This window comes from Nitrospirota bacterium (assembly GCA_020846775.1).
GTDB lineage: Bacteria > Nitrospirota > 9FT-COMBO-42-15 > HDB-SIOI813 > HDB-SIOI813 > RBG-16-43-11.
Window position 1 is genome coordinate 1 of the sequence record JADLDG010000079.1, and the last position, 15,929, is coordinate 15,929.

Here is a 15,929-nt window from a genome sequence, read left to right on the forward strand (position 1 = left end):
CTGTAATATTTATAAACCTTAATCCTGACGGCAATCTCTCAATATCCTTTGTCGTGATCTCGTCAGATGACTTTGTTGGATGATGCCATACATCACACATATTGCACTTTGCATTGCATCTGTAGGTAAGAATAATGCAGATTTCCTTAGGAAGGGATGATTGCTTTTCCATTGTTTTTTATGTCCCTCCCTTGACGGGAGGGGATTAAAGGGAGGGTGAAGCCTTACTGAATGACCTGCCTGTATATCTCCATCAACCTCTGATAATATCTCTCTGGGTTAAGCTCAGCCTCAACAAACCTCCTGGCATTTTTCCCCATTGCAACTGATAAAGAGCTATCAGCCAAGAGCCTCTCTATCTTCTCACTCAAATCATCTGCATTCCCCGGTTCAAAAGTTAGTCCGGTCTCTTTATCCCTTACCAGCTCAGGGATCCCGCCAATCCTTGCCCCTATAACCGGTCTGCCGAGGGCAAATGCCTCTATTACAGACATCGGATTATTCTCATAGCACTCCGATGGGAGGATAACGGCCTTACTCCCTTTTATCTCTTGATAGAGCGCCTCACCTTTCATATATCCCAAAAACTGGACATTATTGATCCCATTTTCCTTGACCGTATATTCAATGCTGCTTCTCAGATACCCGTCTCCTATAATCTTAAATAAGACTTCCGGCCCGATCTTCCTTGCAGCATTTATTAACGTAGATATCCCCTTCTCCTGTGAGAGCCTGCCAAAATAGACTACAGAGTTATCCAATCTCTCCTCCCTCCCATTAATGTTCTCAAATTTATTTGCATCAATAAAATTAGGGAGATGAACAATCCTATTATGAAAACCCATCTCAGTCAGTTTGTTCTTCAGAAAGATGCTCGGAGAGATAAAGATATCCACATTATTATATATATCAAGGACTTTATGGTGGAGGAACATCTCTAAGGCAGCGATGACGCTTTTAGAGAGAGAACCTTTTACACACTTTTTTTTTATTGCTTCAAAATATCTCCCTCTGTAACATGCCTCGCAGGGTCTTCCATCAACCAGCATGGAGTAAGAGGCGCAAACCATCTTATAATCATGAAGGGTCATGACTACCGGTATCTTTCGCTTTTTCAATTCATGCAAGATCGAAGGTGAGATCTGATGATGGATATTATGCAGATGGGCAATATCAGCCGGGTGTTCATCCATCAACTTGGAGAGCCGTCTCTTTGCATCAAAGGAATAAATGACTCTTCCTGCCGTCTTAAGTTGACCCATCATACCGCTGTTGCCGTTAGTATTTAAATCCACATAGGGCATAAAGTAGTTGCTGGTATTGCAGGATAAATTCTCTGGATGGTGCATTGAGAAGAAGATAGACTTATGCCCATGTGAGGCTAAAATATCTGCTGTTTTAAAGTAGACAGTTTCGCTACCTCCTCGAAAATAGTGAAATTTATTGATATGAAGGATGTTCATATTTTAAGATTTATATTCAGGTAAATTATCTTCCCACCAAATGACAGTAAATGTCATTGTCATTCCTAAAAATCTATTTTTTATGATTTTGTAATTCCTTGCGTTGGTATGTTTCATTAATTTTAAGAGTCTATTTTTATTTAATAAATTCATGTAATCTCCAGTTGCCCACGACTTACCCATAAGATTGAGAAATATGTCAAATATTAAGTTCTTGGGACCCCAGTGAAGAAGTGGAACTCTCGTATGTATTTCTATAGGGAAATACTTATTGGGTGTAGTAATCATCCCACGTTTAGATACTCTCACTATTTCTTTAAAAATAACCTTTGGTCTTCAAATTGGCCAACGTGCTCAATGACAGCATTTGAATGTCAATATCAAATGATTTATTTCGAAAGGGGAATAATTTACCATCATATTAATTGCCGTTACGGCAGGGTACTTCTCTTGAAATTCACTGAGGTCGCCAATACCTAATGCAGTAATGTTTTTTGGGTATGGATATATTTTAATTAAGAAATTGTCAATTGATGAATATTCATGCACTGCAACACCAACTTCCATAATTATTTCATTAACTTATGGTTTGAGGAATTCATGAAATTGCATCAGCTTTCGTGATCGAGATATTTGCATAATATACTGTAGTAATGACATTTTATTAGAAACCTAAAATATATTTTAAATTATGTAAAAAATGGAAAGTTAAGTCGTTTTTCCCCGCTGCAGTCAGCTTGAATAGTTCTTCCAGAAAATGCAAGTCCACCGAATAGCCAGTCTCTTTGGCGTTAGCATCTATATATCTAAAAAGCTCCTGGTAAAACTGAGGTGGAACCGATTGGACGAGATTGTTGGCATCCATTGCATTGTATTTCCTACCCCTTTTGCCAGGATGATTAGCCCTATTCCGCGGTCAGCGCCTAGGCCAATTTCCAGGATAACTTTCCCCTCCAGGCCAGTATCGTTTTCCGTTTATTTCGCGAGGATCTTCAGCCAATGATCTACAATTGATAAATCATATTCGATTGCCTGCTTGATCTGTGTGATGGGAAAGGGACGTGGGTTGGTGTAGCCACGAATCGAGTGTCTGATTTTATTCAGAAATAGAAATGCGATACCAATCCAATAGTAGGCGAAGTTTTTTGGGTCAGTCTGATGTTTTATCGTGATTTCTGGCATCGAGGGTCTTTAAAGGAGCGTTTATGGATTCTGTTTTGGGTTTTTCATGCGCTTCTGGCGGTTTCCTTCCTTTCGGCATCATGCCAACCGGCAATGATTTCGCCGCTCCGCCTGTTTTAAGTGCCGTCGCGCCAACCCATGCGGCATGCGCGACCTGGCCTAATCTCTGGGGGATACCAACAACCAAATTAGAACTTATTTTCAGGATATCGCATGGGCCTATCGGTGTGTCTGCGATCTCGTAGCGGTACTTTTTCAGGTAGTGTCCAGCCAGAAGATTGAAGGATTTTATTTCAAGGAAAGTTAAACTTTTCCGCCATTTCCCGCTGTTGGATTTGTTGATGGCATTGAATATCAGACTCGAATGATGTTCACCAATATAGAAATGGCTGGTTTTATGGAATTCCAGCATATTGGGTTCATACTTGATTTGTATGAAGGCGCAGACTTCCCTGATGGTTTCTTCTGGTTTCTCAAGTAAATCCTCGTAACGCAGCGTGAATGTACGATCAAATGCGAGTTTTTTGAAGGATTGCTCTATCTTGAATATTTTGTAGCCCCAGTCTAAGGCAATGACAGATGCATTATTTTTAGATGGATCCATTTTGCGCCAGCTGTCAAATACATCTCTTCCATCACGCACGATATGAATGAAGCGCGCCTCCGGAAAAAGCTTGCTTAATATGTCTATAGTTCGAAAAAAAAGACTCTTGTCGCCCCAGATTGTTTTTCCTTCGCTACTGCAGTAGCTGGTAAACATGGAATCTATCAATTCAGCCAAGGTGATACTTTCCATCCGCGAAAGCCGGGAGAGATATGTCTGATGGTCATAGTTCCACAGCTTGAACTGGTCATTGTTTGACAGGTATTTCACCAGTGTTCTTAGTGAAGCTCCAGAAATGCCGCGCGCAAGGTAATTCTTTTTGAACAACGGCATCAAAAATCTGGCTTCCTCGGGAATTGCTATTTTCGAATGGGCATTGAGAATAAGACGCAGCAACGTCGTGCCAGACCGTTGGGTGCCAACTATGAAGATAGGATTACTTTGTGAATGTGGAATGTTATTCAGCATGATAATTGAGTCTTGGTTCAGGCTGGCATACCGGACGAATTACCGGACCTTTTACTCAGAAATAATATGGTATTTAAAAATGTTGTTAGTAAGGCGGTGGCAGTTTCCATGTCCCATGTGATGAACCGACATAAACTATTCCATTATGAGGACTTACTGAAATAGACCAGACTGTAAAGGGCTGGTCAAGATTATAGGTAATATTCTCCCATGTACTCCCATAATCGTTTGAGCGAAAAATTCCATTTGAATGTCCTTTACCTGGTGCCCATCGTCCTGTATAAACAACCTCCGGATGTCTCGGGTCTACTGTCACACATTTAAAAGACAGTAATCCAAAGTGATCTTTAATTAAACCATTTTCTTCGACCTTCTGTATCCATTTCTTTCCATCAAGAATATAAAAACCAGAATTTGACGCTAAATATATACGATCTGAATTCAAAGGGTCTATATCAATTTCGTTTATGGACTCTATCCTAACAGGCAATTCCGGATAAGGAGCTGCCCAGGTTTCTCCCATATCATTTGAACGTTTAATTATTGAACTATATGTTCCAACTTTATCAATAGAATAAACAATATCACCATTACTTTTGAATACTCCCATAACTTTTCCAGAACCCCTTTTCCAGGAATTACCTCTATTTTTGCTAATAAAGCCCTGTGCATAAATAATATCTGGCTTTTGCGGATGAAATGCAATAAATCTATAATTATCTTCTGTGTCTGGAATAACATTCCAATTCTTACCGTTATCTCTGCTGATGGCCAATGTTTGGCTACCCCAACCTCCGATAGCCGTCACAAGTAGTCCTGAATCCGGCAAGGGGTCACTAAGATTGGGTGATTTTCCTCCATCAATTGTTAATAATGTGGGGGGTGCGGGGCGCGTTGATTTTACTTTGGGTAATATTCCACCAACTGGAGTTGTTTTTCCATCTATTCTTGGGATATCCAATAGCTTAAATGTATTTCCTCCATCAATTGTTAATGCGGGTCCAACGTCTATTAAAAAGAAAATCATTCTAAGTGGGTCATCACTAAATGCAAGGGAGGCTTTACCAATCCCCATTCTGCCTCCAGTATACCCATTGTTTGAATAACTCCAGGTCTTTCCTCCGTCTGTAGTCTTCATGATTCGAGCGGCCCCGTTTGCACTTGTTAAGGCTATCTTGCAATCATCAGGATGGATAGCAATAGGTGCGCTAGAAAATCTTCCTGTGGTAAGCGATAATCCATCTTTGTCGAGAGTGAGAGGTACATACCATACTTTTCCATTATCATTGCTCCAGAATGGGGCTAACCCACCATACGACTCCACTGAAACATAAGCATATTTAGCATCTATATTACACACTGAAATCTGGTTATAATCTAAATCTGGTATTAAGCCATTATTAGAAGCGTAAAAAGTAATGCCGCCATCATCTGAACGATAAACACCTGCTTTTCTCGCGGCGGCATAGATAATATCTGGATTACTTCCGTCTAATGCAATACTTGTTATTGGGAGATCGGTTAGTAATAGGCCTTTTACATCCATTTTTTTGATATTACTGCCCCCATCATCTGTACCATACAATCCATCCTGAGTAGCTATAACAAGTTTTAAGGTGTTTTTTGGATTAATTTTAATATCAAATATTCTAATTCCCTTTAGTCCGAGATATGTCCATGTCGTTCCCCCGTCCATTGATTTGATTAATCCATCCATATGAGTGCCTGCGTAAATAACCATTGTTTGTCCCTTAACCGATGAACTACGGTCAAACGCAAAGTGTGTGCCTTCTTTTCCTCTAAAATATGGGGTTTGTTTCACAAGTCCCCAACTCTCTCCACCATCCAATGTTTGATAAATCCCATCGGCTGGAGAAATTGTATTATTTTTGTCGGCCATTGACCCTGCAACGATCGCAATATTCTCGTTTGCAGGATCAACTGCTATTGACATACCACCATTTGCATTAAAACCTTTATGCTTCATCTGCCATGAATTGCCTCCGTCAGTGCTCTTCCAGACCTGAGATGTATCAGAAACCATATAAACAATGTTGGGATTACTCGGGGCATACGCTATCCCAAAGACCATCTGCATTCCTTCGCCACCTGGTAATTCATGTATACTTTGTTTTACCGATGTTAATGGTACAGATGTCCATTTATTATTAGAGAATGCATTTGAGGTAAATGTTGGCAGGATTAAAACTACTAGACAAATGATAAAAATGTTACGTGATTCACAACACAACTTAAAAGATGTTCTTGTTTGGTTTATTTTACGTATTATAAGATGTCTCATGGAATATATTGTTACAGCTAATGCCGACACTATTATATTTAAAGGGTCAATAATTTATAGACGTTAATCATATTGAGGAATGAAGTTAACCAGACTATGCAGACGACTAACCCAATTTAATTACTACTATACAAATCCTGTACTTCCTGATCACTCAAGGGTCTATTGTAAATGCTAATGTCATCAATAATACCATTAAAATAACCATTATTAACCCTCGAATATCCTATTCGCATATCAGTATAATATGTCATCGGCACTATGGTATTTCCTGCCGGATGGATTTGCGTATTTACAAGCTGTCCATTTACATATAACTTCTGTTCACCGGTAGTTTTCTTATATGTGCCCACAACGTGATACCAGTTACCGACAGAATTGCTAAATCTATATGTTGCCGTTTTGCTTGTCCTGATTCCATTTCCATCTTTTGTTATCAGTATAAACTCAAGTGTGTGTGGAGTAGGTTTCCAGAAACGTAATTCAAAACCTTCATTAAGTTGTATGTCCAAATTCCATCGGCGTCCACCAAATATGGCATCGGCATACGTCGTATCAATTGCATTCCTATAAAACCATGCAGATATGGAAATTTCATCATTGTTTATAAGTGGAACCGATACATAGTCATCGACTCCATCAAAACTCAATCCACCCCCACTCTTACCAGTTGTCCATATTGCCCCATTGATGATGCCGCTGTTGCCACTACCCGATGAATCAACAGCAACTGTCCAATCGCCTTCATCAAAATTCAAATGACATATCATGTCATCTATGAGTTTTTTCACAGTAATATCCACCCTGCTGGATGTCATCGTTGATCCATCATCGCTTATCGCTTTAGCTGTGAGTGTAGAACTGCCGGCAACTGAAGGGCGCCAAATAAACCTATATGGCGCAGCCGTATCTTCACCAATTTTATTACTCCCTGAGTAGAACTCAACTTTGCTTACTGCCGTACCACCGATAGCGGATGCAGTCGCTTCAATCGTAATGTCACTGAATACGGTAAATTCTACCCCTTCAACAGGAGAGATTAGGTCAACAACCGGAGGATTAACGCCCTCGACAATTGTTATTTCCCGATTTGCAGGAATGTGGTTCAATGTCTGTAGAATACCGTTTGGCCAGATTATGCTTATAGAATCTATCACGCTTACATTCCCCAGACCAAAGTGAATGGGGGACAGTCCCTGTGAATATAATTCCCCCCCAGTCCCATTTAATTGGCGGATTTGAGTTCCACTAAAGGTATTTAAAATAACTATGGAACCAATTGCCGATCGATTACTTCTCGTGCCTGCCAATATAAGTTTTATCCAATTATTCTCATTTCCAGAATTTTTTAAAAGTATTGTTTTCCCAAAAGATAAAGGATTTCCCCACCCATATCCATTTGATAACAATAAATCTAATGCTCCATCATTATTGAAATCCCCTGATGCTACACCATAATGTCGCCCCGGAGCGTCAACGGCACTTACTCCAGAGACAGAAGTCATGTCTTCAAATATTCCATTTCCAATATTATGATACAGGGTGTTGACTCTATTCCCAAGTATATCTCCTGCGTCTACTACATACAGGTCTAAGAGTCCATCATTATCAAAATCTCCCCAGATTACTCCACTATTATTTCCAATATGTCCTGTACCAGAATCCTCGGTTACATCAGTAAATGATCCATCACCATTATTCCGATATAGGGTATTTTTATCATTTGTAAGTAATATTGGACTAACATTAGTTTCTACCTGTGAAAACTCTCCTTCTGAAGTAATTCCCCCCACAAAAGCATGAGTTCCGCTCGATTCTGTCCATTGAATATGATAGATATTGTTAACTTCGTCCCTCCATACAAAAAACCCATCTTCATTAACTGCATTAATTTCAGGTTTCCCTGTTACCTCATTAGTACTTAAGGTAAATGGGGTTTTAGAAGGATTTTCTTTTCTGCTCCCTATGAAAATATAAGATGTTGTTGGGAACTTTCCACTCATTTGAAAATTAAAAGTAATACTACTACATGACTCACACTTAAATGTTACTTCTCCAGGGTCTGGATATGCGTCAAAAGAGAAATTAATTCGAGACCCATCCCAGTATAATGCTTTATGGTAATCATTTTGCCCTCTATTAACATAAAGATCAATAAATCCATCGTTGTTGTAATCACCCCATGCAACACCTCTACAAGAGTTTTTAGACGATGGGAAAGCTGTATTTAAACTGAAAGTACCATTTCCATTATTTCTGTACAATTTATCATTACCAGGCATGCCAGAAAAGAAATCCACATCACCATCATTATCATAATCAGCAAAAGATATTACGCTCTGGAACGCATCCGCTAATCCAGTTGAATCAGTTACGTCCTCAAAAAACCCATTTCCGTTGTTTTTATATACAACACCATCTCCAGCTTCAACTCCATCCGCAAAAGATACAAGTAGATCTAAATCTCCGTCGTTATCAAAATCCATCCATGCTGATGCACGACCATCGAATATCGATAAACCTGAATCAGAGACAACATCAATAAAATGTCCTGTACCGTCGCCCTTATAAAGTTGACTATTACCCTGACCGCTTCCAGACGCACCTCCCATGGCTATAAATAAGTCCAGATTACCATCGTTATCATAATCTCCCAAGGCAATGCCATGTCTGTCATACTTGGATAGAGTATTTATGATTCCAGAATTTTCTGTTATATCTTTAAACGTTCCATCACCATTATTTAAATAAATTGAGATCGAACGCTGATGATGAGTGTCTATAATATCCAGATTTCCATCATTATTGATATCACCCCATAACGGATTTCCAAAAGCTGGTGCTTTAGTTTGGCTTAATCCTGTTATTGATGAGATATCTTTAAAAAATATTGCGCTATTTGATGTGGTTTGTGGGGTTGCACTTACTTCATTGGATGGTGAGCTTTCGCCAGAAATATTTTTTGAGGTAACAACGAAATAATAGGTTATATTATTATTAAGACCCGTTAGTTTATAGGGCGATGTTACATTTGTTATACTCATCCCAGCCTTGGTTATGTAATTTGAATTATTTACTCCCGAATGTCTTGAAAGATATAAATTGTAACTGGTTGCACCCTCAACCTTATCCCATGATAAAACCACCATTCCGTTACCAGAAGGTGCCTTCAAGTTGGCAGGTATTCCTATTCCCTCTGCGGATGCCTTCGTTCCTGCCATTAATAACACTAACAATACACCTGACAATAAAACGAATTTCTTCATAACAATTTTCCTCTCTTCTAAAATTAGTACATTGAATATAATAGAGGGTCTTATCTATTCATATCTACCTAACGATTTAGTAATCTTCTTTTACCAAAACATTCATTTTATGAACCATGGCAAGAAAACCAAAGAAATACCAGAAATATACAACACTGTAAAAAACATTTGCTGCAGAAGACATAAAAATATAAACAGATATGAGAATAAAGGCAGATATATTTAGATATTTATTTTCTTCTATTTTAATTTCCTTAAAAGATGACCTGAAAAGAGAGATAAAAAATAAAAGATATATAATGAGTCCTATAACTCCATTCTCTATGAGGATTCTCAAATAATCGTTATGGGGATAATTTATGAATATTGTGTATGTTTTGCTAATATCAATAGAGGTCCCTGTTCCAAAACCGAGAAGTGGCTTCTTCGTGAAGGCATTATTGAAAAGTTCCTTCCAAAATTCCAATCTCCAGTAAAATGACTCCTCACCATATTTTTTCTGTGAGACTGGATTTATCAACTTTTCGAATAGTCTCATCATAAAAGGGATCGATATTAAAAGCATAGATGGGATTAAAATCCAGAAATACTTTTTAATCATAGGGAGGTAGTTAAAAAGTAAAAGAAGCGATAATATAACAGCAAGAATAACTCCTCTGACTTTAAGGAAAATAATTGTGGCAATGACCACAAAAATCAAAATATAAAGAGATTTTCTTTTTTCTTTTTGCTGATAGAAGAGGGGAATCATTGCAATCATTATGATGAATAAGAATCTTGCAAAGGAATTTGCATTAGTGAACAATCCTTCTACCCGTACGAGATCTGTACCAGTAGTAACATAAGTCTGACCAAGAAGAAATTGTTTGGCACCTATTATGATTGGTATTATAACAGCTATAGGAAAACAGTATAATAATTTTACAACATCCTCTATTTTCTTAGTCAGATTAAATGTTATGAGATATATAGAAACTATGGATAAAAGTCTTAAGATGTGAATTGCTGATTCATTTATATTTATTGATAAGATGATGGTGCATAAGGAATACAGGATAAAAATATAAAAATATTTTAATTTACTCCAGCAGAAACTAAAGTTGTTTACATCAAAAAAGATATAAAAAAGAAAAATTATGGGGACTGCACTAAAAAATTTTAATAAGCCTGATTCGGAGAATAATTCAAGCTCAGGTCTGATTACTAACAAAACCATCAATGCAGCAAAAGGATTTAATGCAAAAAAAATAACTACTGCTGGCAACAGTATAAAAGCCAGCCTGTAAGATACTGGGGCTGGAAAGGACAGGACTATTCCACAGATAAAAGCCAGTATTGCAGAGGTTGACAAGTATTTTGTTGAAATTATCTGAGTAGCTCTCATCCTCTGTCCTCATGCCGCCATCCTGACCGCTGCATTGTTTTCCTCTTCCGCCTCAATTCAATCGCCTTCTAATTGTCTCTCTCACACTCTTAATTCTTTTCAGGTTGATGGTGAATGCGAGTTCCAAATCAAATGGAAGCAGGACAATATAAGAAAATAACAAGAATAGATTCGGGAATAGCGAAAAGTACTTGTTCTTAAGACAACCAGCGAGACAGGTCTTTCTGGATCATATCCTGCAAAGCCAGGATATCCTCCCTGTAGACATTTAAAAGATGCCTGCTAACAACCTCACCCAATGGAGGATATGATGTATCCTTGATGTTAAGCCTTTTCAAAAAGCTTTTGATCATTATTCTTTTATCCAAGGGCATCATGTCCTTTAAAAATGCCGGTAGTGGGAGTGTGGTGGCCAGCAGACTTTGAACCGCCTTGTTCCGCGGTAGGCCTGCAGGGTTTTGCACCGCGAGAGAAATGTCATCAATAACAGGATCAACCCCTATGAACGCAAAAACCTGCCTCAACGCTGCTTTAGGATCTTTGACTAACTCATCGAATAAGATAAACAAAATGTCTTTCTCATCAAAATATTTGTAGAAATGGCTCAACTGTTTTGAATAAAAGCCGTGATCGATATACGTAAGTCCGCTCCTTTCTATGAAATCGCCGTGTAGTCGTGCCTTTTCCGCCTCAATCGCCTCTTCAAAGGACTCGATGCTCTCGATTCCCATCTTCCGGGCTTGCCAATATGCAGAATACGCCCGTTCAGCAGGATTTCTCAAGATCAAGATCAATTTGGAATCTTTGTTATATTCAAATATCCTCTTTGCTGAAGGTTCATAATGATATATGTAGTTGACGTACCCGTGCAAAATCACCTTTTCATTCTTCCAATCCTCAAAAAAGCCGCTGAACCATTTGAGGCCCCTGCAAAAGTAGTCCTCTCTGCAAAAGAACGGGAATTCCTTCATGGCTGGAGGGGCATAGACTTGAGGATGTTGTGACATATAATCAAACAGAGAGGTTGTGCCGCCTTTCTGTACACCTATTATGATAACGTTAGGCAAGGTCATTGGTTTTCTCCATCAATAATCTTGACTTGAGCAAAAGGGAGACGTGTTGTGCCAATATCCAATGACATGTCAACACTGACCGAAATAGCGATATTGATGAAGCCTTCATATTTCATCTCTAATCACAGCATTGTCCTTATGCCGAGCTTCCATGACACCAGTTTAGCTGCTATTAGATTTTGCAAGCTAAGTGTAGCTGTCGTAGCAATAGCAGCGCCAGTCACACCAAAGGTTGGGATGAGAGCGATATTAAGCAATAAATTGATAACAGCGCAAGCGGCAAGATTGTTTCGCATGAGCCTTTCGTTTCCCGACATCATAAGCAAATATCCAACTGACCCTGTGGCCACATTTACAAACTGGCCGACTGCAAGGATTGAAAGTATTGCTGCGCCCCCTGTAAAACCTTTTCCGAATATATGCATTATCCATCCTGGAACCACCAGAAAGAGAAAGAGGACAGGGCTTGCCAGCAATATCATCAGCTTTGTGGAATTCCTTGCTGTTTTACTGAGGGCTTCCATGTCTCCCTGCCTGTATAATGCTGCGAATTTAGGAGCCGCAATACTGTTGACGGCAACCAGAATGAAACTGGTGAGCATGGCGGTGCGGCTGGCGACGCTGAATATGCCAACATCAACGCTGCTCGCCCACATGCCCATCAGAATGGTCGCTGTCCATTGAATGACCAGTTGCAATAGGGCAGCACTAAACATTGGCATGCTTGTCTCCAGCATCCTGGATTTGTCAAATCCGCCGACAATGCCATTTAGCTGAGGCGTAGCCCTTTGCCATAGATAGATGCCGATAAAAAGGGTAATCACACTTGCAGAGATATATGCCCACACGGCCCCTTTTACACCCCATCCTGGCACAAGCAAATAGACACCTGCCAGAGAAAATGCTGGGGCAAAAACGCTGAGTACGGCAATCGCATCTCCAGTGCGTTTTATACCCTTCAGTATCTCCGCATGGAGAGTAAAGAGAGAAACAGGGACTATAGATAAGGCCATCAGGCGTATAAGATTTGAGATCTCAGGCTGTGAAAAAACTTTATGGGCCAGTAACGAGGCGATAATAAACATGACCCCCGCAACTACTCCTGAAGAGAGCAGCGCAATCCTCATCCCGTTTGTATATACCCCTTTTACCGCAGCCCAGTCATTTACAGCGGCATTGGAGGCGGCAAAACGAAGCATAGTGTTGTCAAGACCTATCCTGCCCACAACTGCTCCGATTGTTGTAACCGTCAGGGCCAAAAAATAGATGCCAGAACCATCCGCTCCTAAAAGCCGGGCCAGAGTGACATTCAAGGCAAAGGCAAGCCCGGCGGCCAGCATTTTTAGGGAAAAGGTTACGGCAGTCCCGTTCACCAGTTCTTTTGAATGGTGATCAAGCCGGCTGTAAACGAGAGAAATCTTACTTATCATCCATGTAAACCTTGCCCATCTGCCAATTCATATTGGGATTCAAGGCCATTCTTCGTTTCAACATCTACCTTACGTACCCCAGTTTCTCCAGCCTCAGGATAATCCTCTGGGCTGCCTCATCCGGTAAGCAATCCTGGGTGTCTATGACAAGTTCCGCGGACTCTGGGACTTCATAGGGATCGCTAATGCCTGTAAACTGTTTAAGAACTCCTGCTCTGGCTTTTGCATATAGGCCTTTTCGATCCCTCATTTCGCAAACCTCTATGGGGGTCGCCACATAGATAGTGATGAATCCTCCCACTCTGGAGATCATCTCTCTGACCTTTCTCCGGGTCTCGTGGTATGGAGCAATCGGGGCGCAGATGGCAATACCCCCATGTTTTGTTATCTCGCTGGCTACATAGCCGATGCGGAGGATATTGAGGTCCCTGTGCTCCCGCGAGAATCCCAGCTCGCTGGAGAGATGCTTGCGGACAATGTCTCCATCCAGTAGTGTCACGGATCGGCCGCCCATCTCCATGAGTTTGACCATCAGGGCTTTGGCAATGGTTGATTTTCCTGCGCCCGATAATCCGGTGAGAAAGATGGTAAAACCCTGCCGATGTCTCGGGGGGCAGGAAATTTTCATTTCCCCGATCACTTCTGGAAAGGAAAACCATTCAGGGATATCAAGATCTTCATGGAGGCGCCGGCGGAATTCCGTACCGGAGAGGGGATGATGCGTATCACCCGGCCTTATCTGGTCTGCCGGCAGGTACTCAGCCCGATCCGGAATGTAGACCATCTCCTGGAAGGGAACCACTTGAATTCCGAGTTCCTCCCGATACTTGTCCAGCAACGCATGGGCATCATAAGGGCCGTAATAAGTGTTTCCCTGCCCATTGTCGCCAGGGCTCGCATGGCTCCTTCCAACAATGAAATGGGTACAACCATAATTTCTACGCACTATTGCATGCCAGAGGGTTTCTCTGGGGCCGGCTAACCGCGTGGCCATCGGTGCCAAACTCAGGGCTGTTGTCTGTTCTGGATACCTTTGTAGGAGGCGTTCATACCCGCGAACTCTGGCATAATGGTCATTATTCCCAGACAGAGTCACGCCGATGGCCGGATGGATCAACAAATTCGCCTCAACGCTCTTGACTGCACGCAGGGTGATCTCATAATGGGCGCGATGGATGTGGTTCTGGGTATGGAACGCGACAATCCGGTGCCATCCCCTTTTACTGAAATTTTCGCGAAGTTCTACAGGGGAGTGCCGCAATTCCTTAAAATCATAATGATACGGCATCTCGACTCCAGAGATTATGCCTCCCACATAGACGGGGTGGGAATCGTTGAATAGGTATGCAACGCCGGGATGTTGGGAATCATCTGTCCCGTAGACGAGTTGGGCCTCCCGGGATTTATCCGGTTTCCATAGATCGGCCACTTGCATTACAGCGATCAGGAGCCCCTCGGGGTCCCGCAGGGCAATACTACTCCCGACGCTGATTTTCCCGGCGAATTCTTCCGTGATATCCAATGTGATCGGGATGGGCCAGAGGGTGCCATCGGAGAGGCGCATCTCCTCCACAACCCGATCGTAATCTGCCTGACCCATAAACCCCTTTAATGGAAATAAGGCCCCGTTCAGGAGAAGCTCGATATCGCACATTTGTCGGGGGGTTAGGTCCCAGGAGGGATAATCCCGGGAAAAGATTTTCAACTCTTGTGCCTGCCCAAGGGGGAGCAACCGTTCTGTAAGTTTTTCTCCATCTGGAAACATGAGTGTAGTCATAATGTCCTTTCTTTGTAAGCCCCGCGCTAAATCGCTCAATGGGGGAGTGAAATTATTTCTCCAGCAGGCTCTCGTTGACTTGGATCTTTACGTTTTTCTTCAGATCCGCAAGTACTTTCTTTAATGACTCGTTGTATTTCTGTTTCATAAGCTGGAGCCTGAGGGGCTCTTTTATCTGGTCAAGGGTATATGAAACGACCCTTCTGTCCATAATCTTGTAAATCTCATAACCCCCCGGCAACTTGTGCGCCTCGCTAATCCCTCCGGTACTGATCCTGAAGACGCTATCCCGGATCTGGGAGGGTAGTTGATTGTATGTGAAAAATCCGACATCGCCATTTCTTATGGCACTCGGTTTGTCTATGGAATATTTAACCGCGAGTTTCCCGAAATCCTCTCCACCCCTCAATCTTGACAGGATATCGTCTGCCTCTTTCTTTTCCGGAACTACAATCTGGCTGATCCTTATTTCCTCCCTGTTTTTAAACTCCTCCGGGTGGCTGTTGAAATAGTCCTGTATCTCTTTGTCATCTATCTTGATCTTACTGGCGACTTCATTCTGGATAAAGGTATTTATTACAAGCTCTTTCTTTATCTCATCCATCTTTCTTCGCAGTTCAACATTATTTTCTATCTTCCTCTTTGTCGCCTCTTTGTAGAGTATTTCTCTGTTGATCATTCCGTCCAGCAGCGCCCTTTTTCCTTCCCCTTCGAGGGAGAGTTTCTGCATTGATTCGGGGAGGTTGCTTAGCTGCCTTTCAAAATATGTTGTCGTGATCTCCGTATCACCGACCTTTGCGAGGACTTGGCTTGATTTTGCGATGTCGCTTTTGCCGCAGGCGTTGAGGAATGTTGCAGCGACGATAATGCTGAACCAGGTTATGATCTTCATGTGGTTCATTTTACCAGGGGAAAATCCCCCCAGCCCCCCTTTATTAAAGGGGGGATTTAAGGAAAGTTTAAGGCTGTTTAGGTGCTTC

Annotated in this window: 11 protein-coding genes; all 11 read right to left on the minus strand. The window is 41.3% G+C overall.

All coding sequences use genetic code 11. The features are described from left to right. Window positions 1-172: radical SAM protein (locus tag IT392_09845; protein MCC6544786.1), on the minus strand; the 172-nt coding region annotated here is incomplete at its 3' end. Window positions 173-224: 52 nt separating this feature from the next. Beyond that, window positions 225-1,463, minus strand: a complete 1,239-nt coding sequence (locus IT392_09850) for a glycosyltransferase family 4 protein (GenBank protein ID MCC6544787.1) — start codon at window positions 1,461-1,463, stop codon at window positions 225-227. A gap of 354 nt (window positions 1,464-1,817) precedes the next feature. Continuing rightward, on the minus strand, window positions 1,818-2,030 hold the full coding sequence (locus IT392_09855) for a hypothetical protein (protein ID MCC6544788.1): 213 nt from the start codon (window positions 2,028-2,030) through the stop codon (window positions 1,818-1,820). Between the two features lie 583 nt (window positions 2,031-2,613). Beyond that, complete coding sequence (locus IT392_09860) at window positions 2,614-3,717, minus strand: sulfotransferase (protein MCC6544789.1); 1,104 nt, start codon at window positions 3,715-3,717, stop codon at window positions 2,614-2,616. An 85-nt stretch (window positions 3,718-3,802) separates the two neighbouring features. Beyond that, on the minus strand, window positions 3,803-5,704 hold the full coding sequence (locus IT392_09865; protein ID MCC6544790.1) for a hypothetical protein: 1,902 nt from the start codon (window positions 5,702-5,704) through the stop codon (window positions 3,803-3,805). Window positions 5,705-6,135: 431 nt separating this feature from the next. After that, on the minus strand, window positions 6,136-9,285 hold the full coding sequence (locus IT392_09870) for a VCBS repeat-containing protein (protein MCC6544791.1): 3,150 nt from the start codon (window positions 9,283-9,285) through the stop codon (window positions 6,136-6,138). Window positions 9,286-9,361: 76 nt separating this feature from the next. Beyond that, window positions 9,362-10,669: an O-antigen ligase family protein gene (locus IT392_09875; GenBank protein MCC6544792.1), complete on the minus strand. Its 1,308-nt coding sequence runs from the start codon at window positions 10,667-10,669 to the stop codon at window positions 9,362-9,364. Window positions 10,670-10,866: 197 nt separating this feature from the next. After that, window positions 10,867-11,742: a sulfotransferase domain-containing protein gene (locus IT392_09880; protein MCC6544793.1), complete on the minus strand. Its 876-nt coding sequence runs from the start codon at window positions 11,740-11,742 to the stop codon at window positions 10,867-10,869. A 122-nt stretch (window positions 11,743-11,864) separates the two neighbouring features. Further along, a complete protein-coding gene (locus IT392_09885) occupies window positions 11,865-13,172 on the minus strand; it encodes a flippase (GenBank protein ID MCC6544794.1) in 1,308 nt (435 codons plus the stop codon). A gap of 64 nt (window positions 13,173-13,236) precedes the next feature. Then, window positions 13,237-14,949: a bifunctional sulfate adenylyltransferase/adenylylsulfate kinase gene (locus tag IT392_09890; GenBank protein ID MCC6544795.1), complete on the minus strand. Its 1,713-nt coding sequence runs from the start codon at window positions 14,947-14,949 to the stop codon at window positions 13,237-13,239. 52 nt (window positions 14,950-15,001) lie between these two features. Further along, entirely contained in the window at window positions 15,002-15,841 is an 840-nt protein-coding gene (locus IT392_09895) for a peptidylprolyl isomerase (protein ID MCC6544796.1), read from the minus strand. Window positions 15,842-15,929 lie beyond the last annotated feature (88 nt).

Coding starts and splice junctions, on each gene's coding strand:
- IT392_09870 (MCC6544791.1), bottom strand. CDS start 9,285: ATGAAGAAATTCGTTTTATTGTCAGGTGTATTGTTAGTGTTATTAATG.
- IT392_09860 (MCC6544789.1), bottom strand. CDS start 3,717: ATGCTGAATAACATTCCACATTCACAAAGTAATCCTATCTTCATAGTT.
- IT392_09895 (MCC6544796.1), bottom strand. CDS start 15,841: ATGAAGATCATAACCTGGTTCAGCATTATCGTCGCTGCAACATTCCTC.
- IT392_09850 (MCC6544787.1), bottom strand. CDS start 1,463: ATGAACATCCTTCATATCAATAAATTTCACTATTTTCGAGGAGGTAGC.
- IT392_09855 (MCC6544788.1), bottom strand. CDS start 2,030: ATGGAAGTTGGTGTTGCAGTGCATGAATATTCATCAATTGACAATTTC.
- IT392_09875 (MCC6544792.1), bottom strand. CDS start 10,669: ATGAGAGCTACTCAGATAATTTCAACAAAATACTTGTCAACCTCTGCA.
- IT392_09885 (MCC6544794.1), bottom strand. CDS start 13,172: ATGATAAGTAAGATTTCTCTCGTTTACAGCCGGCTTGATCACCATTCA.
- IT392_09865 (MCC6544790.1), bottom strand. CDS start 5,704: ATGAAGCATAAAGGTTTTAATGCAAATGGTGGTATGTCAATAGCAGTT.
- IT392_09880 (MCC6544793.1), bottom strand. CDS start 11,742: ATGACCTTGCCTAACGTTATCATAATAGGTGTACAGAAAGGCGGCACA.
- IT392_09890 (MCC6544795.1), bottom strand. CDS start 14,949: ATGACTACACTCATGTTTCCAGATGGAGAAAAACTTACAGAACGGTTG.